We start from the raw sequence: 24,350 nt of genomic DNA, 5'->3' as shown, positions 1-24,350 counted from the left end.
CTGCGGAGGAGGTAGTCAAAAAAAGCGGAAACGGACTCCATCGACAATCCGGACAGCGTTATCGTTAACAGCATGCCGGCCGCCAACACCACCATCACCACACCACAAAACATGATGATCGCCATCCACAAGGTGGCTAACTTTGAAAAATGGATAATATCCTACGAAGGGCACGATTCCATACGCCTGGCCAGTCAGGTCCATAGTTATGTTATCGGCCGCGGATTAATGGATTCCAACCTGGTAATGGTTGCCGTGAAAGTAGACGACATCGCAAAGGCAAAAGCATTTTCCAAAGATCCCGGCCTGAAAAAAGCCATGCAACAAAGCGGCGTAACCAGTACGCCCGTATTCAGCTTCGTGACGATGACCTTCCAGGACACGGCGATCGTCCATACGGGTATCCGATCGAGATCCGTTTTCCAGGTGAAAGACTGGGATACCTGGCAAAAAGCGTTCGAAGAAGGCAAACAGGACAGGCTGGATAACGGCATCATCGTAAGAGCGTATGGCCACGATGCAGACGATAATCACAAAGTAGTAGTGGTCACCGCATTGATGGATACCGCCAAAGCCAATGCTTACTGGAAATCGGACATGTTGAAAAGCAGAATGAAGGCCGCAGGCGTAATAGGTATGCCCGAAAGATATATGTTCCAAGTCGTACGTCGGTATTAACAGACAAAACCCGCAAACGCGATCATTGCTTCATGTTTGCGGGTTTGCTATTTTGGATGATAATCCTATTTAACGTCTTTACTTCCCTTCCAGCAATTTTCTGGACAGCTCGTCGAACCCGTCTCCGCTGGTGCTAAAGAAGATATCCCCGTTCTTTTTCACCAGCATGTAAGTGGGAAAGGTTGTAACCGACAGATCCTTTGTAAGGGTAAATTCCCTTTCTGCCATACTATTGAACACCTGCGGCCAGGAGAGCTTGTTCTCTTCAAAAATCTCCTTCGCCTTCGTATAGTTTTTCGGGTCGTCGAAGCAAACACTTACAAAGAGCACCTCACTTTTAACTTTCTCGTGCAACGCCCGCAGCTTCGGCATCCCGGCGATGCAGGGCTTGCACCACGTTCCCCAGAAATCAAGCAGCACATATTCTTTCGCTTTATCGAAATACGGCGCCAGCGTGCGCATGTGGTTTTCCGGTACTTTCGCGATCAGGCCTGATTGCGTCAGGCGGTGCAGATACACCTTGTCCCATTTTCCACCGATGCTGTCTATCCTGAACAATTTACCACCGATGACAATTGTGTCCGCCATCGCGTAGCTCGCTTTGTACACCAGCCCGTCACCGATCCGGTCGTCCTGCAAAATGCCGTCTTCCATCACCTTCACCCTTATTTTATTGTCGGGCAGCAAATTGTCGGACTTGTAGAAATACATGACGGTTTTCCCGAATTTCGCAACAGCGCTCCGGCCCAGCGACACCGCAAGCGGCATATCGTTCACACAGGGATCGTTGCTGCTAAACCCAACGGAAAAAGGGAACAAGTACATCTCGACAGGCTTCACTTCGACAGCGCCCCCTACGCAATAGGGCAGCCGGAACATTAGACGGGGCAGCGCATCTGCGGGGCAATTTTTCCTGTTCCATTTCTTTAATGAATCATATGAATATGTCAGCACCTTTTCATTTTCCAGGAAAGGATTGTAGCGCTTGAGGATGCAAACCTGCAATTGGTCACCCAATCTCCGGGACAACACCTTCAGGCGAAACGTGCTGTCGCAGGCCCCACCCTTGTTACCGCCATAGTTCACTTCACGGAGAATGCTGTCGGGCCGGTTATTCACACACCAAATCTGCAGCTCCTTTAGATCGTAGATATCCCGCCCTTTGGTGCCACTGTAATTTGCAGGCGAATGCAACGCGACCGTGAAGTTCCGTTCCTGCGCCATGGTTGCGAATGAGCAGACCAACAGCGCCAGGACCAAAGAGTAGCGGTAAGGTTTCATGGTTACAATGCTTTAGACGGGTTTACTCCGAATGTAATGAAAATGCGGTAAAACTTCAAAGACGGCCATACACCACAAGATCTGCACATGCCGGGCCACCGCTTTTCTGCAGTTTTGCGCACCGCTCCGGTGAAACGATCAAAAAGCGGCAATATAGCCAGTCTGCCCCTACGAAATGTTGGTGAACGCCAATTTTTTGCAATGGCAACGGGGCTACTTTCGCGCAGCATTCTGGATAACCCCATCAAACTAAACAACATGATAAACTGGAAAATCATCGCCTGCTTTGCCATCATCGCCGTGCTGACAGGCGCATGCAGGAAAAACGAAACTACACCGGGCATCAAAGACGGCAACGGCCAGCCCGCCAAACCCGTAAAGCGCCCCCTCGGCCTGGTAACCGGCCCCGCCATCGCGAAAGCCATCGGTCCGGCGGGAGGAACGCTGGCTTCAGCCGATAACCGCATCTTGCTGGAAGTGCCGCCCGGTGCCGTGCAAACCAACGTCCAATTCAGCATCCAACCGGTGGAGAACACGCTGGAAGGTAGTCCTGGCAAAGCATTCCGCCTCCTTCCCGAAGGGGTTGCGTTCACCCGGCCCGTCACCATCCGCTACACCCCAGGCGCGGAAGAACTGGCAGGCATCAACCCGGATGTGCTTTTCCTCGCCTATCAGAACAAGGACGGATATCATTACCTCGCTGCCAACACCTCCATCGACCCCGCCACCCATCAACTTTCCGTTCAGACAAAGCACTTCAGCGACTGGAGCATCGTGGAGCTCTTCGAACTGGAGGCGGATACCACGCAGGTGCTCCCCGGCGGAAAAGCCCAACTGCAACTCATGTGGCACCTGGGCTCCCTGCTGACCGTAGACACCACCGATCAGCCCATCGGCGACCTCATCCCGTACGACGGGCAGGTTTCCAAAGTAAAATGGAGCATGGCGTCCGGCAAAGGAAAAATAACGGCAAACGGCGCCAAATGCGAATATCAGGCGCCAGGCGAAGTACCGGACGAAAACCCCGCGTTCGTGAGCGTTTCCGTTCCCATCACGCTGTACGACAGCAAACGGACCGGCCTTGCGATGCTTACCACGCCCATTTTCACGATGCCCGACGAATATCTCATGGTTTCGGTGGACAGGATCCCTTTCATCAATAACCCACCGGAAAATGGAGAAAGCTCCATCAGGATGGAAGTAGATAAATTTTACGTTTCGGCCCAACTGCAAGACGGACATGCTATCTATATCCTCATCCCCGGCGGAGTAATGGGCACCGGCAGTTTTCCCTACGGCGAAGATGATAAAAAAGCTTATATCGACTTTTCGACGAATGCCACCGATATACTTAACTCATGGGTCACACACAAACTGAACTGTGAAGATTGTGATCCGGTATTCTCGGGCGGTCAGGTTAAAATCTCTAAAAACGGAAAGATCGGCGAATATGTGGAAGGTGAGTTTACTGCGGAAGTCTGGAAAATAGGGCAATACAATCCTCCCAAGAAACAACTGTCCGGCAAATTCCGCGTGCTGCGAACGATTTAAATTGAACCCAGCGTTCTTAACCCCAATAACCTTGTAATGTGATTATTACAAGGTTTTTTTATATATTGTACCTTCCCCGGTTAGCCAACGAAATACCTGAAAATCCCCGGAATGTTATGAGCATTAAGCCTGCATCAATCGTCAAATTGGAGAAGCAATTGGGAAGGACTTTGGTCAACCTCCCTCGAAACGAATTTATTGTAGATGGGCAATTGGCACCGAATGCTTTTTCGCTCGACGATTCCAGCAATATCGTCACCGTATTAAGCCTGACCGGATTACAGCTAAACCCGGATTGGTTAATCCCATTCAAGCATGTAACGCATTTGGGCTTGAGGGATTGCCACCAATCTGACATCACATATCTGGCGAATTTCAAACAACTTTTCATACTCGACATTTCCTATAACCAAATTGTTGATATTTCGCCTTTACGCCACCTTAGTTTCTTAATTTATGTCGATGTAAGAAGTAACGCTGTATTCGACCTTAGTCCATTATATACACAATTGAAAGAAAGTGCTTTCGCTTATCTGGAAGCTGGAGACAACCCGCTATTTTATCCCGAGTCCAAGATTGCCAATCAAGGCCCTAAAGCTATCACGAACTGGATCGATCGAAGGCTTGACGTTGCCCAGAAAAAAATAGCATCCTGTCAGCAACACAAGCATACTACACTCGACCTTGGAAATCTTGGATTGACCGATTTATCCTTATTACCAGAGCTATTTAACCTTTCACATTTAAAAACACTTATTTTAAGTAATGAATGGGGTGTATCCCAAATGAATAAAGGTGTAAAAATGCTTACCAGTAGCAACAGCATATTACCCAATAACATCTTTTATGTACCTCCGGAAATCCGCAAATTAAATAATTTAGAAACCGTAATTGCGGGCGGTGATTGGGCTGCTTCGAATGGTTATTTTCGGAGATGGCGTATAAAATCCATTATCCCATTTCAAAAAATTAAAAAGCTGAAATACTTAAACGTCAGCAACAACATGATTAGTGGAACGGTTAATCTGACGTCTTTTCCTAATTTAACTGAACTGATAGCTAACAATAATTTCATTTCCGATGTCTCATCTTACTATATACTAAGAACCGTTGAGAATATTAATCTCAGCAATAATTTGCTGAAAAACGCAGATTTCCTGAAGAAGATGCCTAATGCTTCTACGGTAGATCTCCATTCCAACGACATAAGCAACGTATTTGAGATTCGGGATATCGTTCTTGATAAGACGATAAAAGACTCGAAATGGCAAAGCAACACTATAAACATCGCCAATAACCCGCTCGATGTCCCAAATATCCAGGTTATAGTCCAGGGCATGAATGCTGTTAAGAGATTTTTCGACCAATACGAAGCTGAACGCTCCGTCCACATTTCATTATATAAAAACGATGACATTAAAATTGTATTCGCAGGAAATAGCAATGCCGGAAAATCGTCTCTCGCAGAAAGACTGATGTCAGATGGATGGAACGAGCAACTGCCAACAACACATTGGATGGAAATCAAACGCTGGCAGCCTGTGAGAAATGGCAGAAAATACAATATCCGGATTTTCGATTTCGGCGGACAGGAATATTATCACGATACGCATTATCTTTTCTTCAGCAACAATACCGCATATGTATTGCTTTGGGATCTTTGGTCGAACAACTACGACGAGTGCGAAATCCAGCAAATGCAAAAAGACCATTCCAAAACGAATGTATCCGTCCAAGGATTCCCCATCCCTTACTGGTTAGAATCCATCGCATACCACACGCAAAAAAAGTCGGCCAAAACCGAAAGAACATATACCACATTCCCGATTAATTCCGGAAATGAAATCAGGCTTGTCGGATCGGATGTATCAAATGGTATTGAATATATCATCACTTCCAACAACGTTGTATTGGATGTGAAGTCACCTCCCAATATTCTTATCACACAAAACAAGGTGGAGTTTTCCTACTATACTCATTTCCTCGACCAGGCGCAGTTGAAAATACAGTACCCCGCCATCTATGAATTCGCCAACATTTCCGCCAAAACAGGTCGTGGAATGGAGCACTTCAAAGACCTCCTTTTCGAAATGATCGATTCATTGCCGATCTCGGAAAGGGAATGCCTCGGGACCTGGGGCGCCATCAAACAGGAAATCGAAAACGGCGTAAAAGATAAAGACCGGGAAATGTCGCTGGGGGATTTCCGGAAATTCTGCAACCACATCATCTCCCTCATGCCCGAAGTGAAAAACGCCGGCCTCAAAAGCACCGACGCGCTCTGGTTCAGCCTGGCAGACACACAAAGCTATGCCCGCTACCTCAACGATATCGGGCTCGTCCTTTATTTCCCCGACAACGATTACCTGAAAGATAAAGTCTTCGTAAAACAGGACTACGTCCTGAAGAAAATATATAACATTCTCGAAGGGCTCCACGGCCTCAACGGGAAATTCGATGAAGCGCACATCATCGAAGCACTGGGTAAACCGAAATTCGACAAGGAATGCGAAACCATCATCGAACTGATGAAGCATTTCAAGATCGTATTCCCCCACCCATCGCAGCCCGGCATTTACATTGCGCCGCTTTACCTGCCCGCGCGGCCGTCGAAAAGCATCAGCATCTTCCTCGACGATGGTCACCGGCCTTCTTACAGGTTCCTGTTCCAGGGGTTCATCCACAAGCACATCATCCTCGAATTCTTCCACCTCTATGGCCAGCAGGCGCTCAAAGACGAGCACGGGCCGCTGTACTATTACTGGAAAAACGGGATCGTGATCCGGGATGAGCCGTCGCAGGGGATCGTGATGGTGCGGTTCAGCAACGCCACCGCCACTTCGAAGGCATACATCGATGTATTTTCGTTGAGCAAAAGCGCCGACAAATCTTTCCTCAAAAAAATCACCGACGAGCTGGAGCGCCTTTCCGCCGACATGAACGTTAAAAAAGCGGTAACGGCGGATGGGGAGAATTTTGTGCCGATAGACGTGCTGCATGCCGCAGAAACCGCCAATCAGTGGGTTTTCCAGCACAACGGCATTTACTTCGACCTGAAACTTTTCCGCGCCCATCTCAAAAACGAGCTCAAAATGAAAAAGATATTTATTTCTTATTCGAAAACAGACGCCCATTACCTCCAGCAACTGGAAAACCATCTCAGCGCCCTCAAGCGCAACGGCAGCATCAGCACCTGGAACTGCCGCCAACTCGTTCCCGGCGATAAATGGGATGGCAAAATCAAAAACGAACTGGAAGAGGCAGATATCATCATCTTCCTCGTTAGCGCCGATTTCATGGCCACCGACTATATCTGGGACATCGAGATCAAACGCGCCATCGAACGGGAGAACGAAAACCCCGACGTAAAGGTGGTGCCCATCATCATCCGCAGCTGCGCCTGGGAAGACACGCCATTGTCCGTCTACAACACCGCCCCAAAAAAAGCGATGGTTCTCGATCTGGCCAAAAACATCGACGAAGCGTTTACAGATGCGGTGCGCGATTTGAAGAAGATACTCTGATGCCGGCTATTTTACATGGCCAGGTGAAACGATACTATCCAATACATTGTCTTTTCGCGCAATCCGGTCTTGCATTGATCCGGAAATGACAACATCCGGTATAACAGGTGCATTGACGGTCTCAGAGAACCCGGGGAGCATAAAGTTGCTTGTCGGGTAATAGAACATACATTTAGTCCGCTCCAGCTCCTTTTCTTTAAGCTCTCCGGAAATCAGGTAACGTTCTATTCCGGGCTCACCGACCGTAATACCCATCCCATAATGCTTAAACGCGGCAAAAAACATATGCGCACTTGAAAATGTGCCAGCGTTCACCAGCAGAATGCATGCTCCGTCAAACTTGTCCGAAACGCTTTTGGGAGCAACCGGCGGCGCCGAATCATGTATAATTTCAGCGTCTTTTGAATAGCTGACTTCGTCACCAAATGAATATTCCTTCGAAGAAATGTAAGCTATCAGCTTCCGGGTGAGCGCTGTACTTCCTCCATAATTGTCGCGCATATCGATGATGAGCTTGCGGACTTTTAATTGACGGAGCTTCCTGAAAAATACCGGCAACTTCTCATCCCACTCTTCCGCATTTCCGGGATTTAGATCCCGGATCTTCAAATACCCGATCTGTTCCTGTTCAGCCTGAATAATGCTGTCATGAATGCTCCCCTGCGTCTCTTTTCCTTTCAGCAGACCCAACGGAACCCCGTCAAAAGCGTACGATCGCCCATCTACTTCGATATTGAATTTTCCGCTTATTCCCGACAACGAATGCAGCAGCTTACCAAAGGAGGACTCCATGGTGTAATTAATATATGGAATTTCGGCAGCCGAATATTCCACGCCCTGACGCAGCTGTGAAAGAATGTCGCCCGGTTTCCGGCCGTTAATAGCAGAAACATATTTTCCCCGAAGGGACTGGTCTGCCGGTGCAGCAAGATGCTCATCAATAACGATACTATCGCCCGTTATAAATACAGAAAAAGGGAAATATACCGGAATTGACGCGTCTGCAGGCGCCATTGCAGCAGCAAGATTGTAATGCGGGTTCTTCAGCGACTTTACCAATGGATATACAATTTGAAAAAACTCCAGACTGCTCATTGAATCTTTAAGTCGATCTTTAATACTTGCCTTTAAATCGTCGTACGATGCGCGGCTGGTCATATAAAAAGGATAAGGCGAACTTGTTTCGACCAGTTCGGTCATGGTGGCAAAATCGTGCTGTAAATCGCCCGGCGCAATTTTGCCGTTTGGCGAACCTCCATCCGTGACGCAAGATGTATTAAAAAGCATGAGCATACACATGTATAGCATTAAGCATGCTCTTTGATTGGACTCCTTCATACAGATAAATGTATACAAGCAGATAGTTAAAATTATAGTGACCAATAACAGGCGATCCATACTCAGGGCAACTTCTTCACCACATCCGCATACACATCGATGAGGTGCGTGCGCACGGAATCCGGTGTGGGACTTTGCTCCCCGTTGGTCAGCAGTGTGATGGCGCCAGACGGCAGGGCGGGCATATGGCAATCGATACAGTTCTGTTGCAGGACTCCCTTCGGTTTGCCGGTATGTTTGCAGAATTGGGGAGATCCGGGTTGATGGCAGGTCATACAGCGTTGCGAGAACGTCTGCATGCTGGTACGTTCCGTGACGTGGGGGTTATGGCAGGTGGAACAGTTCATCGTCTGGCTTTGCAGGAAACACTGGCTGGCGGCCAGCAACTGCAGCTGGTTGCCATGCACGTCGAGCTGATCGGGCTTTTTGCGGAAGGGGACAGTAGGGATAACGAAATCCGACAATGCGTCGCCGGGCTTGAAGGCGAAAGCGGGCTTGTACATCGGTTTGAGACCGGAATGGCAAAGCGCGCACATATCGAGGCGCTGCACGCGGTTCAGGGTATCGATGCGGGTGATGAAGCGCGCTGCTTTCTCCGCCGGATTTTCGGTATGAAAGGCCACATGCTCCGCGGCCGGACCGTGGCATCGCTGACAATCGATACCGCCGATCATTTCCCGCCGGGCGAATTGCTCCGTGACCGTGATCCCTTTCGTTTCTTCCCGCACCTTCACCATCGAGCTATGACAACCGAAGCAGGTACTGGGGATCAGGCGGTCGAACTTGGGATGATCTGCCGGAAACCCCGGGCTGTTGGCCCAATTATCCGCCGGCACGAACCAGGAAACCGGCAACTGGAAATACTGCCCGCCCTTCCAGTACAGGAAGGTCTGCGCCTTTCTGCCGGAACCGAACACCACATCGAACGGAAAGCGGCCCTGTTCTTTACCGTCCGATTTCAACACCTGGAACAATTCCTCCCCCTGCTGCTCCATCACCACATCCGCACGGCCCGCGAAATGGAAAATATTATCCGGTGCGGAGAAGCGGCCTTTCACGGTGCCCGCCGATGCAACGGCCGACGAATGTGCGTGGGCGGTGGTGGCATAGGCATCATAAATCGACTTGTGACATCGCGCGCAGGAAGCAGCTTCAGCGAAGGCGCTGCCGCGGGGATCGGCCGGGTCGGCCTTCCGGTCGGAACATCTGGACAAAAAACCAACGAGAACGGTTACGGCTCCCACAAGCAAATAAGGTCGTTTTTTCATAACGGCAGAAACTGAATAAATATAATTGTTTTTCGCCGTAAAGCCCGGGGAAGATGAGCCATCTTTGAGGATGCGCGGGCAATTGTTTAACTTGGGGATTGGTTTCAAATTTTCACGATGCAACAAATCCGGCAATACTTCGAAAAGTTCACACCACTGTCTGACGACGACTGGCATTACTTTTCGTCGCGGTTGACGCGGGAATCCTTTCCGAAGAAATCCCTCCTCCTCCGCGCCGGACAAACAGAAAATCACCTTTCCTTCATCGCGGAAGGGCTCGTCCGGTTCTACATCCCGAAAGACGAGGAGAACGATCTTACCTTCAGCTTTTCCTTTTCGAACGATTTCGTTTCCGCCTACGACTCTTTCCTCACCCGCCAGCCGTCCATCTACAACGTGGAAGCCCTGACAGACACCGTGCTGCTCCGCGTTTCGCACAGCGATCTGCAGGATATCTATCAAAATACCGCCGCAGGCAATATCATCGGGCGGCATGCCGGCGAAGACCTTTACCTCACGCTGCTCCGCCGCGAAATTTCGCTGCTCAGCGAATCGGCGGAGGAACGTTACCGCAAGCTACTGGCCGATCAGCCCCGGCTCGTCCGCGAAATCCCCCTCAAATACATCGCTTCGTGGATCGGGATTACGCCCCAGGCGCTCAGCCGGATCCGGAAACGGGTGGCGGGGATTTCTTAACCCGGGTTCATTGACTTATCCGCCGGATGGGGTGAAATTTGCATAAAAAAGATATGGTACCCGAAATAACACTGCTGGCCGTTTCCCTCATCGCGCTCATTATCCTGAAACTGAAATTCCGGGAGAACCGCTTCGCGCAGGCGATGCGGATCGGGATGGCAGCTATGCTGTTCGTAACGGGCGGCGCGCATTTCGGCTTCGCGAAAGGAATGGCGATGATGCTGCCGGAAGCAATACCCTTCCGCCTGGGAATCGTTTACTTCACCGGCGTGCTGGAGATCGCGGCGGGCATCGGATTATTGATCCCTGCCATGGCCCGGCGAACGGGCTGGTGGCTGATCGCGTTCTTCGTTTGCATCACGCCGGCCAATATTTACGCGGCTTTACATCACGTAAATCTGCAAAAAGCGAGTTTCGACGGGGCAGGACCGGAATATCTCTGGTTCCGGCTACCCCTTCAGCTGGTATTTATCGGCTGGGTGTATTTCTCGGCGATCCGGCCGGGCGCGGTGCCGCGGGCCCACGGTCAGTTCGCGTAAAGAACGGGATCGAAGGCGGCGGGGCCCCACTGGCGGATCATTTCGAGGATCTTCTTCTCGTCGTACGAGTCGGCGGATTCCAGCAGCCCGGTGTTCTGGGTGTGGAGGCGGTTGCCTTTGGCGTCGAGGATCACGAGCACGGGGAATCCGAAGCGTTGCGGATAGCCCAGCTCTTTGAGGATATCAAGGTTTTTATTTTCCTTGCTGTAGTTGAGATGGTATACCACGAAGTTTTTATTCTGCTCTTCCGTCAGTTTGGGATGGTCTTCCACGAACTTGTACAACCGCCGGCACCAGATACACCAGTTGCCGCCGATTTGCAGCAAAACGTGTTTCTTTTCGACGGAAGCCTTTTGCAGCGCGGCTTTCAGATCGGCCCGGGCGTCTGCGGCCGGATTGTAAATACTGTCGAGGCTTTTGTGCTGTGCCTGTGCCGTGCCCATGGCGATCATGGCGGCCATCATGAGGAGGAGTCTTTTCATGGTTTGGTCTGTTACGGCTAATGTAGGGATTTTCGATTATTTCACGAACCGGAAATCGAAAGCCCCCTTGCGCAGGTGCACCCCATATTCCAGCCAGGCTTTCATGCAGGCGAGGAAATTGGCCCACCCTTCGGTATTGCCGATCAGCCATTCCTTCCCCGGATCGTACCCCTCAACGGACGCTTCCTCTATTTTCACGACGGTCGCTTTGCCGTCGGCGAAAGGCTCCAGGCGCAGGGTGCACACCAACTCATGGCCGTTTACGTCCCATCCGAAAGATACGAGCGATGGCTCCACCACTTCCTTCACCCGCACGGGAACGTCCATATCGAACTCCGGGAAACGCCAGGTGAGGGAGGCACCGGGCGTCATCCTGCCGGAAGATTGGGAAATGAAATAGTTGGACATGATCACAGGGTCTACGATCGCTTCGAACACTTCCTTCGGTGTTTTCCCGATCTGCATCGCCGCTTTGGCCGCTGGCCCGGGGCCGCCCGAACCGGCGAAATTACCGATACCGAAAGCCGTGCCCAGCGGGTCGCGGAGCATGGCGTAATGGACGCGCCCTTCCTTCGTTTTCGCAACTTTCACCACACTGCCGCCGCCCTTCTCACAGGCCTCGATGCTCTTCTCCGGATCGTCGACGTGCATATACAGCATCCAGACCTGCGGAATCCCGGTGTTGCCTCCGCGGGCATGACAAACGCCGCCCACGGGCTCCCCGTTCGCGTCTTTGATCATATAATCCTCGTAAGCCGTATCGCCATCTTTCATGGGCACGCCATCCGATCCCCAGCCGATCACCGCCTGGTAAAAATCACGCAGCTCCGTTGCGTTGGCCACCGTGAGGTCGGCAAAAATCATAGCACCTTGTGTATACATGGCATCTGTGGTTTAATCCATTGAAAATTACGACAAATACACCGATCCACCGGGGGCTTTTTAGACAATAACCTGTCCCGAATGACCCATATTTTTACCCATAAATAACCGAAATTGGGAAAAACAATCGTTCCCCATGCAGCTCACCGCCCGCGCGTTTACCGCCGCCATGAAAGATTTGCAGTCGCCCGACGAACTCCGTAAAATCCAGCGATATTTCAAATCGGGGGAAGGACAATACGGCGAGGGCGATAAATTCATGGGCGTCAGGATGGGCGAAGTGTTCAAACTGGCGAAAGCTTATATGAAAATGCCGCTGGAAGAAGTGGAAAAACTCCTGGAAAGCCCGGTCCACGAAATCCGCGCAGGCGCCGTCAGTATCATGGACTTTCAGGCGCGCGACAAAAAAACACCGCCCGATCAGCGCAAGGCGCTCTTCGAACTGTACCTCCGCCGCCACGACCGGATCAACAATTGGGACCTGGTAGACCGGTCCGCCCAGTTTGTCGTCGGCGCATGGCTGTTCGACAAACCCCGCAAAATCCTGTACACACTGGCGCGTTCCCAAAACCCCTGGGAACGGCGGACCGCCATCGTCAGCTCGGCTTATTTCCTCCGGAAAGGTCAAACCGAAGACACTTTTCTCATCGCCGAAATCCTCCGGGAAGATCCCGAAGAAATCGTCCAGAAAGCAGCCGGCGGCTGGATCCGCGAAGCCGGGAAGCAAAACCCCGATCAGCTCTACGCCTTTCTCGACAAATACGCCGCCACGCTTCCGCGCACCATGCTCCGCCAGGCCATCGAAAAACTCAGTCCCGCAGAACGCAAACATTACATGGAAATGGCATAAACGAAAAAACCGCACGCAAAAAATGCGTACGGTTTCGTTTGATCTATTGTTTTCCAGTCTAGTCGAGGATGGTGTAAAAACCTTGCTGCTCGTAGGTTTTACCGTAACGGTCGGTGGCGCGCACCTTCACTTCGTGCCGGCCGGCCGGCAATTTGAACGGCGCCTTCACCCACCAGAGGTGCGTGCTTTGGGCCGCGTGCGAAGGCCGTTTGCCGCCCAGCAGCTTTTCGGTGTGGTCGAATTTATGGAGAACGTCCAGGTACGCGGGGTCTGCGGCTTCCATGTACTCCATCGGCTTCCAGGCGCCGCCGTCGATGGAATATTCCACCTTGTCGCCTTTCGCGCCCATGAAGAAGTTGGCGTATATACCAGACGAACTGTTTCTGTCTTTTTCGATCACTTTCGGGATCGACAATTGAATTTGATAATTGTCTGCCTTTCCTGCCACTTTATAATCGATAGAATACTGATTCCCGTTGATGTTCAGGAAAGCGTAACCTTTCGGGGTACCGTCGCGCATGGTAGAGGCGGGCACGCCCTGCTCGTTCAGTTCGCCGGAATACCAGTCGCCCGAAGTGGTGCCTGCGTTGTACTCGTGATGCGGTTTTTCCTGCAGCCATCCGTCTTCCTTCCCGTAAAAATTCTGGCGTTGCAGGTGCGTATGCGCGGAAAGCGACAGGGTGTTCGGGTAATCTTTCAGCAGCTGGAACAGGCGGTTACGGTCTTCCGTGCGGAAAGCGATATCGTTCTCGTTGAGCAGCGGAATATGGAAGGAAAGCACGATCAGCTTGGTTTTCGGAACGGTTTTCAGGTCGTTTTCGATGAACTGCAGCTGGTCTTCGCGAAGGCCGCCCCAGTAGCCTTTTCCATCGCGCGGGTCGGGATAGATGATATCGTCGAGCACGATGAAGTGGGCATTGCCGTAGTTGAAGGCGTAGTTGGCGGGACCGAAGTTGGCTTCGAACGTTTCGTCGGATTCGGGATCTTCCTTCGCGTCGTAGTTCATATCGTGGTTACCGATGACGTTGTACCAGGGCAGGCCCACTTTCTTCACCGCCTGGATGTACGGGCCGTGAAGGCTGAGGTTATCGCCGACGAGATCGCCGAGGCTCAGGCCGAAGGCCACGTTTTTCACTCCCGTCACTTCCGACACGACACCATTGCTGAAATGTTCGATTTCTTCGAGGGTGTAGGGTTGCGGATCGCCGAACACCAGTACGCGGAAGTTATCGTTTTCCGCCTGGCGGCGCAGCGCGAAGTTCAGTTGGGCGGGCAGATCGCCGGTGGGCGCGGAGCCTTTGTATTTGAAATCCGCGGGCGAGCCGGCGGGTTTGTGGATATAGTAGCTTTTCGCGAGGTTATTGGAATCCAGCGCAAATTGGTAGCCTGCGGGCTTAATGGCGAAGATCACCTGGCTGGCGCGCTCCGGCAGTTCGTAAGCGCCCTGCGCGTCGGTGGTCACGACTTCGATGCCGTTGCTGACGTTCACGCCGGCGATGCCTTTTTCTTTCCTGTCGATCTTCCCATTTCCATTCACATCTTCAAAAACCCGGCCTTTCACCTGGGCGTTGGCCAGGGCGCTGATCAGTGTCAGCGCGGCGCATGCTGTTAAAAACTTCCTTTTCATGTAGATTGATTTTATTGTTGCCACCAAACTTTTACATCGAGTTTATCGCCGCCGATACGTTCTGCGGCTTTCTTGTAATTCTCCGTGTTGTAGATTTTCACGGTAGTGGGATAGAACATCCGGGCGGGCATGACGCCGTTGTTGAACATGAACTTCGTTTTCGGCAGTACGGGGAATCCGGTACGGCGATGTTCGAACCACTGCTGGTAATCCGTGAAGAAGAGCGCGTAATATTTCTGGAGCATGATGCGCTCGAGGGTGCCATCGTATTTCGCGGCGGGCGCGTCGAAATAATTGGTGGGGAATACGCCGCCCCACATTTCGATGGCAGCTTTCACCCCGCTCTGGTAATGGGTTTCGGCGGATGAGGCGATCTTCCCTTTCTGCGCCAGTTCGGCCTTGATGAATTCCACTTCCGCGAAGCTCATCACCGGTACGATCATCGGTGCAATTACCAGGCGCTGCAACAGGCCGGACGGAGTGAAGTCTACGCTGGCGGGAGATTCCATGTAATTGATGGGCAGCCCTTTGAACCCGAGGTTGGCGTTATCTTTCCCGCGGGCCACGCTGGCGAAGAGTTTCAGGCGCGGATCGGCGATGTCGTTCAGGCCCTTGATGAAGAATTCGTTCCAGGAACGACCGGTGCTATAGTCTTGCGGGCGGCTCCAGGGCGAGATGTTGGGAACGGTGCCGGTGATGTTGAGCACGGCGGCATCGGCGTTCGCGGTGAAAATGGGGTACTTCGCGGGATCGTTGATCATTTCCGCCATTTTCGTGTAATTGGCTGGCATGCGGCCGGCGGAGCGCAGCAGGAGGCGCAGGCGCAGGGAGTTGGTGAACTTCCTCCATTTGGTGAAGTCATTGGCGTACAGCAGGTCTGCCGCATAGGTGGCGGTAGATCCTTTCCCGTAAATGGTGTCGGCCCTTTCGAGGTCGGCCAGCATGGTTTTGTACACATCTTCCTGCCGGTCGAACGTGGGGAAGAATTTTCCGTCTTCGCCGCTGAGCGCGTCGCTCATGGGAATATCGCCGAAGCAGTCGGTCAGTTGGGAATACATCAGCGCCTTCAGGGTCAGCGAAATGGCGAGGTAGTTGCCGTTGTTCAGCTTCTCCGCGTTCAGTTGCATTTCACGGGCGTTGGCCAGCCATTTGTAGTTGGTGGTCCAGGTGTTGTTGCCCACGTCTTCGCGGAAGTCGTACAGGAAGATCTGATCGTCCACGTTTTCGTTGGGATAGTTGCCGGCAACCTGCATCAGCTCGAAAGTAAATGCGCGGCTGCGGTTGATGTTGAAGGAAGCGACCCCGTAGATGGTGGGGTTCAGCAACGTGCCCGGCGTAATGCTTTCCAGGCGGTTCGGGTCGGAGTTGGTCTCCAAAAAGTCTTTGGTACAGCCGCCCATCGCCAACGTTGCGGCCGCAGCGGAAATGAGGCTGATGGAACGGATATTTTTACCTATGCGGGAGAATGTCATTGTCTGCAGATTTTCGGGTGATTACAGTTTTACTTTCAGGTTGAAGCCGAAGGTGGCGGGGTTCGGCATCTGCCCTACTTCCACGCCGGTCAGGATACCGGTACCACCGGCCTGGGTGGCCACTTCAGGATCGTAGATCGGGAAATCCGACCACACTTTCAGGTTACGGCCATATACCGCGATGCTGGCGCCTTTCAGGAAGGTGTTGCCGATCAGTTTCGACGGCAGCGAATACTCCAGCGATACTTCGCGGAACTTCAGGAACGATGCGTTGAAGGTGTTGGCCTCGGTATTGTTGAGGCGGTAATACTGTGCGTAATAATCCGCCGGCCTTACTTTGGTGGTATTGGGAACGAAAGAACCGTCTGCTTTCTTTTCCACGCCTTCCCCTACGATCCAGCCTTCTTCACGCCCTTTCAGCGTATGTTTCAGCTTGCCTTGCTCGGTCATTTTGTGATGGGAGTGCGAATAGAGGATGCCGCCGTACTGGCCGTCGAACGTGGCGCTGAGCCTGAAGTTCTTGTAAGACACGTTGTTGATGAGCCCGGCTCTCCAGTCGGGGTTCGTATCGCCGATATATTCTGTGGTCTGCGTTACAACGGGCAGGCCGTTGCTGTAGATGATCTGTCCATCCGGTGCCCGCTCGAATTTCAGACCGTACAATGCAGACGCGATCTGACCTTCCACCGCGGTGAGCGTGGCGCTGGAAGAGCCCATGATGGAAAGTTTCCCACCCAGTCTCGGGTCGAGGCTCATTACTTTGCTGCGGGTGGTAGCCCAGGTTGCGGTCACGTTCCAGGTTACGTTCTTCGTTTTCACGGGCGTGCCGGTCACCACCAGTTCCAACCCGCGGTTGCGGATCTCGCCGGAGTTGAGGATGGCGGAACTGAAGCCGGAAGAATGTTCCAGGGGAACGGACAGGATCTGGTTCTTGGTATTGGTCTGGTAAACTGCCGCGTCGATGCGGAGCCTGTTCTTGAAGAAGCCTACATCCAGGCCGGTTTCGATGCTCGTGGCGATCTCGGGCTTGAAGTGGAGGTTGTACAACTGCGTGGGCGCTTCGGCAGAACTGGGAAAATCGCTGCGGTTGTAATATTTGTTCGTTCTGTAAGGATCGGTGTCGTTACCCACCTGCGCCAGCGACAAACGGTATTTCGCGAAGCTGATCGCTTTCGGCATCCGGACCATATCGCTCAGGATCATGCTCAGGTTGGCGGAAGGATAGAAGAACGACCAGTTCTCCTGCGGCAGCGTGCTCGACCAATCATTACGGCCTGTCAGGTCGAGGAAAATCCTGTCGCGGTAAGACAGGTTGATGAGCCCGTACAGGCTGTTCACTTTCTTGTCTGCATCATAAGTAGCGACCAGCGGGTTGCCGATGCCGTTCGTCATTTTATACACGCCGGGCACAACAAGACCGATGAGGGTATTGTCGTTGCGCTTGTACTGGCTGGTCATGGTGTTGCCGCCGGCAGATGCGCTGAGGGAGAATTTGCCTCCGGCGAAAGCGTCGCGGTAAGTGAGGAGGAAGTCGCTGTTGATTTCCTGGCTGTACACCGCCTGCGTCTGGTAGAAGCCCTGGCCGTAGCGGTTAATGTCCCACGGGCGGCGCTGATCGCGTGCCTGCTGGTTCATGTTGATACCGGAACGCACCATCAAACTGAGTTTCGGCAGGATCTGCGCGTCTACTTTCAGGTTACCGGTGAGCTGGTTGCTGCGGAGGCCGTTCTTGATCTCGTCGGTCATGGCAAAGGGATTGTCGATGAACGAGCTGTAGGGGCGGATCATGTCGATACCTTCGAAGCCGGGGCGCCAGAGCGGACGGTACCAGTTCAGGTCTACGTTCGGGTTCTGGAAGATCATGAAGTAGGCGATGGAGTGGTTGTTGTAACCCAGGCCCGGCAGGTTGTCGCTCGTTTTATTGGTGTAATTCACCACGGAGCTCACCTTGATCTTGCTGGAAATCTTGTATCCCGCGTTCACGGAAGCCGTGGTGCGCTCGAAGCCCATGGAAGGCATGATCCACTTGTTGTCTGTACGCGTGAGGGAAGCGCGTACCGTGCCTGCATCGCCGGAATTGTCGAGGGTGATGCCATTGGTGGTGGTGCGGCCCGTTTGCCAGTAATCTTTGCGGTTATTGTCGTACGCAACCCAGGGGGTCCTTTCCTTTCCGGTCGTGAACGTGGTGGGATCGTACTGGTAATACATTTGTCCGTTGAACTTCGGGCCGAAAGCGCTGGAGCTGCCGCCCGTGCTGCGACCGTCTGCCGTTGCGCCGTAGGAATAATACATGTCGCCGTTGGCGTTGTAGTTGGTTTTCCCGTCGCCCTGGCCGTATTCATATTGCCAGTCGGGCCAGCGGGTGATCACGTCCCAGCTGGTGTTGGAATTGAGCGAGATGCCCAGTCCCTTGCGGGTTTTACCGGATTTGGTGGTGATGAGCACGGCGCCGTTGGCAGCGCGGCTGCCGTAGAGCGCGGTGGCGCCGGGGCCTTTGAGGACGGAGATGCTTTCGATATCGTCTGGGTTGATGTCTGCGATGCCGTTGCCGAAATCCACGGGCACGTCGATAGACGCGTCGCCGCCCATGTACATGTTGGAAGCACCGGAGGTGGTGAGGCTTCCGTTCACGGGGATGCCGTCTACCACCACGAGGGCGGCGTTGCCGTTGGTGGTGAGGGAGCTTTCGCCGCGGAGGCGGATTTCCTGGGAATTGAGCGGGCCGCCGAGCCCGGCGATGTTGAGGCCGGCCACTTTGCCTCTCAGGGCGTCTGACCAGTTATTGGGGCGCGCGTCTGTGAGGGATTCCGCGCCGATGGTCTGCTGCGCGTAGCCCAATGCTTTTTCGGCGCGCTTGATACCGAGTGCGGTGGTGACTACGTGCTCGTTCAGGTTGCTGGCGGCGGATTTCATGATGAACTTCAGGCCCTGGTTGGCTTCTCCCACCACGAAGGTCAGTTTCTCGTAACCGATCATGGAGAGCTGGAGCAGCGTGCCTTTTTCAGCGATCTTGATGGAGAAGGAGCCGTTCTCGTCGGTCATCCCAACGAGCTTGCCGTTGGCCAGGATGGTGACGCCCGGCATGAGGGTGCCGTTGTCTGCCGTGCGCACCGTGCCTTTCACGGGCATTTCCTGTGCTTTCGACGGGTTCGGGATAAACAATACCGCACACAGGAGGCATGCGAGTAACTGTAGTAATTTTGGCTTCATATAGTGGTCGATTAGGTGTCTAATGTTTTAGTTCGAAGGCGCAAAGGAACTGTCTTCGTGTTACATAAACACGAAATCGACTTTATGATAATGTTAACAAATTGAAATGCGCTGAAATAAAGTGAAAGGGTTTGCAAACACTTTTTAAATAAAAGCGGGTTTAAAAATGTATAAAAAATTCCGTTGTAGTATAAGTTCTATTTTGTGTTGCCACATCTATTTAAGGGGTACAGCGAGCCCCGGCAATTCGTAACTTACATCCCGTAGAAAAACCGTTCACATATCAATAACAAATCCAGCCTGTAAAACCCGTTTGCCATGAGAAAAGCCGCCATCATCGGTGCACAGCGCATCCCGTTCGTACGGTCGTTCCGGGAATACAACCGCCTTTCCAACCAGCAGTTGCTCACGCCCTGCCTGCAGGCCCTCGTGAAGAAATTCGGGCTGGAAGGCGAGCGGTTGGGAGACGTGGCGCTGGGCGCGCTGCTGAACCGGTCCACAGAATGGAACTTCGCGCGGGAATGCGTGCAAGACAGCGGGCTCGACCCGCACACGCCGGCCTACAACCTGCAGCGGGCCTGCAGCACGAGCCTCGACGCAGCCGTGCAATTGGGGCTCCGCATCGCGGCCGGACAAATCGAAGCCGGCATCGCCGGCGGCAGCGATACCAACAGCGATCTGCCCTTGCAATTGCAGCAAAAACTCTCCTGGAAACTGACTTCCCTGCGGGCCGCCAAAACGTTCGGGGACAGAATGAAAATCCTCTTTTCCATCCGGCCTTCCGAGTTGAAACCGGTGTACCCCGGCATCGTGGAACCGCGGACGGGTCTTTCGATGGGCGAGCATACGGAACTGATGGTCAAGGAATGGGGAATCGGGCGCCAGGCGCAGGATGAGCTGGCGCTGGCGAGCCACCGGAATGCTGAAAAGGCCTGGCAGGAAGGGTTTTACGACGATCTTGTTTTCCCGTTCATGGGGGCGAAAAAGGATACGATCGTTCGCGGGGATACGAGCCTGGAAAAGCTCGGCCTCCTGAAGCCCGCGTTCGACAAATCTCCCGCCGGCACGCTCACGGCCGGCAACAGCACGATCTATACCGACGGCGCTTCTGCAGTGCTGCTTGCTTCGGAAGACTATGCCGCCCGCCGCGGCTGGGAAGTGCTGGCGTATCTCGCGGACGCGGAATCCGCGGCGGTGGATTACGTGCATGGCGAAGGGCTGCTCATGGCGCCTACCTGGGCGGTGGGGCGCATGCTGCGGCGCAACGGATTGAAACTGCAGGACTTCGACGTATACGAGATCCACGAAGCTTTTGCGGGTCAAGTGTTGTGTAACCTGAAGGCCTGGGAAGATGATGCCTATTGCAGGAAAATGGGGTTCAGCGGGGCTTTGGGCGCCATCGACCGGGAGAAGCTGAATGTGAAGGGAGGGAGCGTGGCGCTGGGGCATCCTTTTGCGGCAACCGGCGCGCGGATTCTGGGGCAGACCGCAAAGCTGCTGCATGCGCGTGGTGGCGGGCGGGCGCTGGTGAGCATATGTACGGCCGGAGGCATGGGCGTAACCGCTATTCTGGAAAAATAAGGCACTACGGAGAGTTTATGACAACCCATCTACTATTTACAATCAATTAACAAATTCAGCGGATTTATTCGGTATCTTGGTACGAGAAACCCGATCTAAGTCAATTGGAAAAACCACGCTAGGAAACGTTTCTAAAAACCCAAACATGCGATACCCCGCCTACATACTGACAACTGTTTTCGGATGGGTTAACCTGATCATTGCCGCAGGCTCAAAAGGTTTACCAGAAGAAAAGGCGCATAAAATACGGACGGTCAATAGTATTTGTTTTATCACGGCACTATTGGCAGTTTCCATCGGATTCTTTTTCTACCTGTATTCGGGGGAAAACGGGATATTAATTCCTGCAGTTTTTGAGGGCGCACTTTTTCTGTTCATTATTTTTCTGAACAGGCAGAAAAAATATGAAGCGGCCAGCCTCGGCGTGCTGCTCGCGCATTGCCTTTGTGCGTTGTATTTTGCGGCCATTCTCGGGAAGATCATTAATATTTCCCTCATCCTCGTCTTTATTTTCGGGATCAGCTTTCTCGTTTACAGGAAACGCTGGCAAAGAATAACGGGTATCGCCGCTGCGATCTTCACATTGATCGCACTGGAAGTAAACTATTATTACAACATCGTTCCTCCGCTGCAACTGGCGGAAGAATTCCAATATCTTCTTCGATGGGTGGCTTTGCCTTGCTTCCTGCTTTTTGATGCTTTGGTATTAGGTTATTTCGTGCAAGACATCCGGGAAAACAAGATCCTGCTGAACCAGGTGTCCATGCTGATTTTCAAGACATCGCATGAAATGAGGAACAACCTGGCATCCAATACCATCCTGATCGACCTGTTGAACACCGAGATGAAGGACAATCCGGAGTTTGAAAAGCTGAAGCCTTACGTAGAACAGTTGTCAACCATCAACCACAGCATGCGCAACATCGTCAATAACGTGTTGAACATGGGCGAGATCGAAAATGGCGGCCCAGCCGAAATTCATCCGGAAACATTCGAACTGCAAAGCTTCATTCAAAACATCATCAAGATTCAGCAAATCAAAGCCGAATCCCGCAACCTGCCCATTCAGCTGACTTACGATAATTCTCTGCCCCGGTATATCGAAAGCGATCCGCTCCAGATGAATATCGCGATCACCAATCTCATCTCGAATGCCATAAAATACGGCAGGGAAGGCACGCCCATCCAGATAAGACTGCACAGCATCTACAATAACAGCAATAACTTCATAGAAATATCGGTTGCCAATCAATGCCCCGATATCCCACAGGAAAAAATCAAACTGCTGTTTAATAAATTCATGACTGCGAAGCACAATAAAAAGATCGAAGGTTCCGGCCTTGGTTTATATATCGTTCGCAATATCATGGACCAATGCGAAGGCTCTTATCATGTTACCAGTGAAAACGGGCTGACCACTTTCACCATTTCCTTCCCGCTGGTGGCCGGCCAAATGCCGGAGGAATCGGCTCCGGAACAGACTTCCCACCAGCTGGCCGGCCTGAATCTAAGTTTCGCGGAAGACGATCTCATGCAAAACAAACTGCTCGGTTCGCTGCTGCAATCTTTCGGCTGTGCCATCACTTCCAGCATCGACGGCCGGCAGCTGATCGATAAACTCGAGGCTAACGCTACTTTGCCGGATTGCATCATCCTGGACGATAGTATGCAAACCATGAACGGTAGCGCTACGTTGCAGTTCCTCAAGGCAGACGAGCGTTTCCGGCATATTACGGTAATCATGATCACCGGCAAAAGCGGGCCTGTTGAGCAATGGTTGAATCAAGGCGCACAGGGCGTGATCCGCAAACCATATGACCGGGCAACCCTCCTTCAACAACTAAGCCAGCACCTGCATTCGCAAGCACTGGCTTAATGAGTTCACAAAGCTAAACTGGCTGCTATGCTGCCATTTCCTTGGCCTTTGCCAGATCCTCGGAAGGATGTCCACCTTTTTTGTAACGCTCGGTAAGGTTCAACGTCCAATATAGGTTTCCGGCGATCATAAGCTGGAGATTTTCAACATAAAGACCAACGGCTTTATTCCAGATGCCGAAGTCCGGCAATTGGTTCGTAAGCGATACGAATTCGTCGGCATCCGCGTCATGAATGGCTAACGCCTCGAGATAGGCCTCGCCCAATGAGCAACCTCTTTCGTTCTCGATGATCAATACGAGGTTCATAACATCGTTGCCCTTTTCCAGGTGCGCCGAAAAATAATCGTTGGACCAGGCTTGGATGCTGCAGGAAAGCTGTTCCAGGCGATCTATCACAGGATGTTTGACAACATGGTCGGGAAGTGTGGTACCCGTTATCGCTTCGCATAAATGGATCATCGAATATACATTTACGGCTTTCATGCGGATTTTCACAAAAGTTTCGAAGTCGGGGAAAATTTGCGGCACACGATAAAACACCTCTTCCTTCAATCCGTCGAAATAACGGTCGAGGCTATCACAAAAGCGGTCCATCCATTGCGGAGATGTCATCGATAACAGTTCTTCCCGCATCTTCGGCAACGAATTGAAAATTTCTTCATCGCTGGTAAAACGCCCGTAGCGCAAGGCATCCAGCGAAATTTTGCGGATGCGGTCGATTTCAGCAGGATCAGATAACTCATGAATATCATCCACCGTAAACGCCCAGATGAAAAACCGGCAGACAGCAGTCAGTTGCGCCATAGACGCGTGAGGAAAAATACAGCCCCCGCAGTGTCCCATACCCGTTTTTCCGTACTTGAACTTCATCTTGTCCGGCAGCCAGTTGTAATCCGTCTCGATCCAGGTGCGGAGCAAGGCCTCCATGGCTTCGGCATTAGGGTTCAGGCGATGAGTGAAGGAATACTGCAGTGCATTGGCATTAAGGATCTCTTTCATGGTAAAGTGCTTTTTAGATAAAGAAATATAAATGTGTAAACGCTTGTCTTGCTATGCATAAAGGGGACGCAGCGGTCACAGGCCTTTCGCCTGTCCGTCTCATGCTATCCCCTCATTATTTCGCTGTCTGAATAGTGAAGAAAAAGTGTCACGATGGAGTGTGCATCCTTTTCTGTGCCCTATGGTTACTATCACCCGACTTGCATTCCCGCCGGGTAACTATGACAAAAGTTACACGAATTACTCGGATGTTTTATGTGTCAATCAGTTAATGTGTTCCCCCGCGAAAAGGCCTCAGTAAGCCGATTGTCTTCTTTTGTTAAAAATGGGCGCTTTCCGCCAGTATATGTTTAAACATCATTTTGGCATTGTCTTTTCACGACAACGCACTTTCAACATCTTGATAATTAATTATTTACCAGCTGATAATTGGCAAGTTAAGCTGTTTGTTCATTCCCCGGAAATCCATCCTTTCCCATCCATCGGATCATCTCC

17 protein-coding genes are annotated in these 24,350 nt (G+C 52.1%); 8 read left to right on the top strand and 9 right to left on the bottom strand.

Features of this window, described 5'->3' with window-relative positions:
- The first annotated feature begins 72 nt into the window (after window positions 1–72).
- Complete coding sequence (locus tag WJU22_RS07320) at window positions 73–678, top strand: hypothetical protein (RefSeq protein WP_341842591.1); 606 nt, start codon at window positions 73–75, stop codon at window positions 676–678.
- Between the two features lie 78 nt (window positions 679–756).
- Here the strand turns inward: WJU22_RS07320 and WJU22_RS07315 are convergent, their stop codons facing one another.
- Complete coding sequence (locus tag WJU22_RS07315; protein ID WP_341842590.1) at window positions 757–1,959, bottom strand: TlpA disulfide reductase family protein; 1,203 nt, start codon at window positions 1,957–1,959, stop codon at window positions 757–759.
- A 258-nt stretch (window positions 1,960–2,217) separates the two neighbouring features.
- Between WJU22_RS07315 and WJU22_RS07310 the strand changes: the two genes are divergently transcribed.
- Both WJU22_RS07310 and WJU22_RS07305 read left to right on the top strand, forming a co-directional pair.
- Window positions 2,218–3,510 carry a hypothetical protein gene (locus WJU22_RS07310; protein WP_341842589.1) on the top strand — a complete coding sequence of 431 codons (1,293 nt, stop codon included), beginning with the start codon at window positions 2,218–2,220 and terminating at the stop codon, window positions 3,508–3,510.
- 116 nt (window positions 3,511–3,626) lie between these two features.
- Window positions 3,627–7,034, top strand: a complete 3,408-nt coding sequence (locus WJU22_RS07305) for a COR domain-containing protein (RefSeq protein ID WP_341842588.1) — start codon at window positions 3,627–3,629, stop codon at window positions 7,032–7,034.
- A 6-nt stretch (window positions 7,035–7,040) separates the two neighbouring features.
- On the opposite strand, the gene WJU22_RS07300 is transcribed toward WJU22_RS07305, so the two are convergent.
- Window positions 7,041–8,327, bottom strand: coding sequence for a S41 family peptidase (locus WJU22_RS07300; protein ID WP_341842587.1), 1,287 nt, complete (start codon window positions 8,325–8,327; stop codon window positions 7,041–7,043).
- A gap of 107 nt (window positions 8,328–8,434) precedes the next feature.
- Window positions 8,435–9,622 (bottom strand): multiheme c-type cytochrome, encoded by a 1,188-nt coding sequence (locus WJU22_RS07295; protein WP_341842586.1) that lies wholly within the window; start codon window positions 9,620–9,622, stop codon window positions 8,435–8,437.
- Window positions 9,623–9,757: 135 nt separating this feature from the next.
- Here WJU22_RS07295 and WJU22_RS07290 point away from each other — a divergent pair, with 135 nt between their 5' ends.
- Window positions 9,758–10,336, top strand: a complete 579-nt coding sequence (locus WJU22_RS07290; protein WP_341842585.1) for a Crp/Fnr family transcriptional regulator — start codon at window positions 9,758–9,760, stop codon at window positions 10,334–10,336.
- Between the two features lie 53 nt (window positions 10,337–10,389).
- Complete coding sequence (locus WJU22_RS07285; protein WP_341842584.1) at window positions 10,390–10,875, top strand: hypothetical protein; 486 nt, start codon at window positions 10,390–10,392, stop codon at window positions 10,873–10,875.
- Here the strand turns inward: WJU22_RS07285 and WJU22_RS07280 are convergent.
- Both WJU22_RS07280 and WJU22_RS07275 read right to left on the bottom strand, forming a co-directional pair.
- Window positions 10,863–11,357 (bottom strand): thioredoxin family protein, encoded by a 495-nt coding sequence (locus WJU22_RS07280; RefSeq protein WP_341842583.1) that lies wholly within the window; start codon window positions 11,355–11,357, stop codon window positions 10,863–10,865. The genes WJU22_RS07285 and WJU22_RS07280 overlap by 13 nt on opposite strands.
- Before the next feature lie 36 nt (window positions 11,358–11,393).
- Complete coding sequence (locus WJU22_RS07275) at window positions 11,394–12,239, bottom strand: SRPBCC domain-containing protein (protein ID WP_341842582.1); 846 nt, start codon at window positions 12,237–12,239, stop codon at window positions 11,394–11,396.
- A 136-nt stretch (window positions 12,240–12,375) separates the two neighbouring features.
- Here WJU22_RS07275 and WJU22_RS07270 point away from each other — a divergent pair, with 136 nt between their 5' ends.
- Window positions 12,376–13,089, top strand: coding sequence for a DNA alkylation repair protein (locus tag WJU22_RS07270; protein ID WP_341842581.1), 714 nt, complete (start codon window positions 12,376–12,378; stop codon window positions 13,087–13,089).
- A 58-nt stretch (window positions 13,090–13,147) separates the two neighbouring features.
- Here WJU22_RS07270 and WJU22_RS07265 read toward each other — a convergent pair whose 3' ends face one another.
- From WJU22_RS07265 to WJU22_RS07255, 3 genes are read right to left on the bottom strand one after another with little or no spacing between them, the layout of a single operon-like run.
- The gene (locus WJU22_RS07265; RefSeq protein ID WP_341842580.1) at window positions 13,148–14,716 is read right to left on the bottom strand and encodes a calcineurin-like phosphoesterase family protein; all 1,569 of its coding nucleotides are present in this window, start codon (window positions 14,714–14,716) and stop codon (window positions 13,148–13,150) included.
- Window positions 14,717–14,727: 11 nt separating this feature from the next.
- Complete coding sequence (locus tag WJU22_RS07260; RefSeq protein ID WP_341842579.1) at window positions 14,728–16,188, bottom strand: SusD/RagB family nutrient-binding outer membrane lipoprotein; 1,461 nt, start codon at window positions 16,186–16,188, stop codon at window positions 14,728–14,730.
- A gap of 21 nt (window positions 16,189–16,209) precedes the next feature.
- Window positions 16,210–19,398 (bottom strand): SusC/RagA family TonB-linked outer membrane protein, encoded by a 3,189-nt coding sequence (locus WJU22_RS07255; protein WP_341842578.1) that lies wholly within the window; start codon window positions 19,396–19,398, stop codon window positions 16,210–16,212.
- A 318-nt stretch (window positions 19,399–19,716) separates the two neighbouring features.
- On the opposite strand from WJU22_RS07255, the gene WJU22_RS07250 reads away from it, so the two are divergent.
- Together WJU22_RS07250 and WJU22_RS07245 are read left to right on the top strand one after the other, a co-directional pair.
- Window positions 19,717–20,979 (top strand): acetyl-CoA C-acetyltransferase, encoded by a 1,263-nt coding sequence (locus tag WJU22_RS07250; protein WP_341842577.1) that lies wholly within the window; start codon window positions 19,717–19,719, stop codon window positions 20,977–20,979.
- Window positions 20,980–21,262: 283 nt separating this feature from the next.
- Entirely contained in the window at window positions 21,263–22,855 is a 1,593-nt protein-coding gene (locus WJU22_RS07245) for a hybrid sensor histidine kinase/response regulator (protein WP_341842576.1), read from the top strand.
- Window positions 22,856–22,880: 25 nt separating this feature from the next.
- Here the strand turns inward: WJU22_RS07245 and WJU22_RS07240 are convergent, their stop codons facing one another.
- Entirely contained in the window at window positions 22,881–23,855 is a 975-nt protein-coding gene (locus WJU22_RS07240) for a terpene synthase family protein (protein ID WP_341842575.1), read from the bottom strand.
- Window positions 23,856–24,350: the final 495 nt, after the last annotated feature.

The sequence above is a fragment of the Chitinophaga caseinilytica genome (assembly GCF_038396765.1).
Classification (GTDB): Bacteria; Bacteroidota; Bacteroidia; order Chitinophagales; family Chitinophagaceae; genus Chitinophaga; species Chitinophaga caseinilytica.
This window is presented reverse-complemented; position numbering and strand designations above follow the sequence as displayed.

What these genes read in the sequence shown, in the direction of transcription:
- WJU22_RS07320 (WP_341842591.1), top strand. Translation starts at nt 73, where the DNA reads ATGCCGGCCGCCAACACCACCATCACCACACCACAAAACATGATGATC.
- WJU22_RS07315 (WP_341842590.1), bottom strand. Translation starts at nt 1,959, where the DNA reads ATGAAACCTTACCGCTACTCTTTGGTCCTGGCGCTGTTGGTCTGCTCA.
- WJU22_RS07310 (WP_341842589.1), top strand. Translation starts at nt 2,218, where the DNA reads ATGATAAACTGGAAAATCATCGCCTGCTTTGCCATCATCGCCGTGCTG.
- WJU22_RS07305 (WP_341842588.1), top strand. Translation starts at nt 3,627, where the DNA reads ATGAGCATTAAGCCTGCATCAATCGTCAAATTGGAGAAGCAATTGGGA.
- WJU22_RS07300 (WP_341842587.1), bottom strand. Translation starts at nt 8,327, where the DNA reads ATGCTCATGCTTTTTAATACATCTTGCGTCACGGATGGAGGTTCGCCA.
- WJU22_RS07290 (WP_341842585.1), top strand. Translation starts at nt 9,758, where the DNA reads ATGCAACAAATCCGGCAATACTTCGAAAAGTTCACACCACTGTCTGAC.
- WJU22_RS07285 (WP_341842584.1), top strand. Translation starts at nt 10,390, where the DNA reads ATGGTACCCGAAATAACACTGCTGGCCGTTTCCCTCATCGCGCTCATT.
- WJU22_RS07280 (WP_341842583.1), bottom strand. Translation starts at nt 11,357, where the DNA reads ATGAAAAGACTCCTCCTCATGATGGCCGCCATGATCGCCATGGGCACG.
- WJU22_RS07275 (WP_341842582.1), bottom strand. Translation starts at nt 12,239, where the DNA reads ATGTATACACAAGGTGCTATGATTTTTGCCGACCTCACGGTGGCCAAC.
- WJU22_RS07270 (WP_341842581.1), top strand. Translation starts at nt 12,376, where the DNA reads ATGCAGCTCACCGCCCGCGCGTTTACCGCCGCCATGAAAGATTTGCAG.
- WJU22_RS07265 (WP_341842580.1), bottom strand. Translation starts at nt 14,716, where the DNA reads ATGAAAAGGAAGTTTTTAACAGCATGCGCCGCGCTGACACTGATCAGC.
- WJU22_RS07260 (WP_341842579.1), bottom strand. Translation starts at nt 16,188, where the DNA reads ATGACATTCTCCCGCATAGGTAAAAATATCCGTTCCATCAGCCTCATT.
- WJU22_RS07255 (WP_341842578.1), bottom strand. Translation starts at nt 19,398, where the DNA reads ATGAAGCCAAAATTACTACAGTTACTCGCATGCCTCCTGTGTGCGGTA.
- WJU22_RS07250 (WP_341842577.1), top strand. Translation starts at nt 19,717, where the DNA reads ATGAGAAAAGCCGCCATCATCGGTGCACAGCGCATCCCGTTCGTACGG.
- WJU22_RS07240 (WP_341842575.1), bottom strand. Translation starts at nt 23,855, where the DNA reads ATGAAAGAGATCCTTAATGCCAATGCACTGCAGTATTCCTTCACTCAT.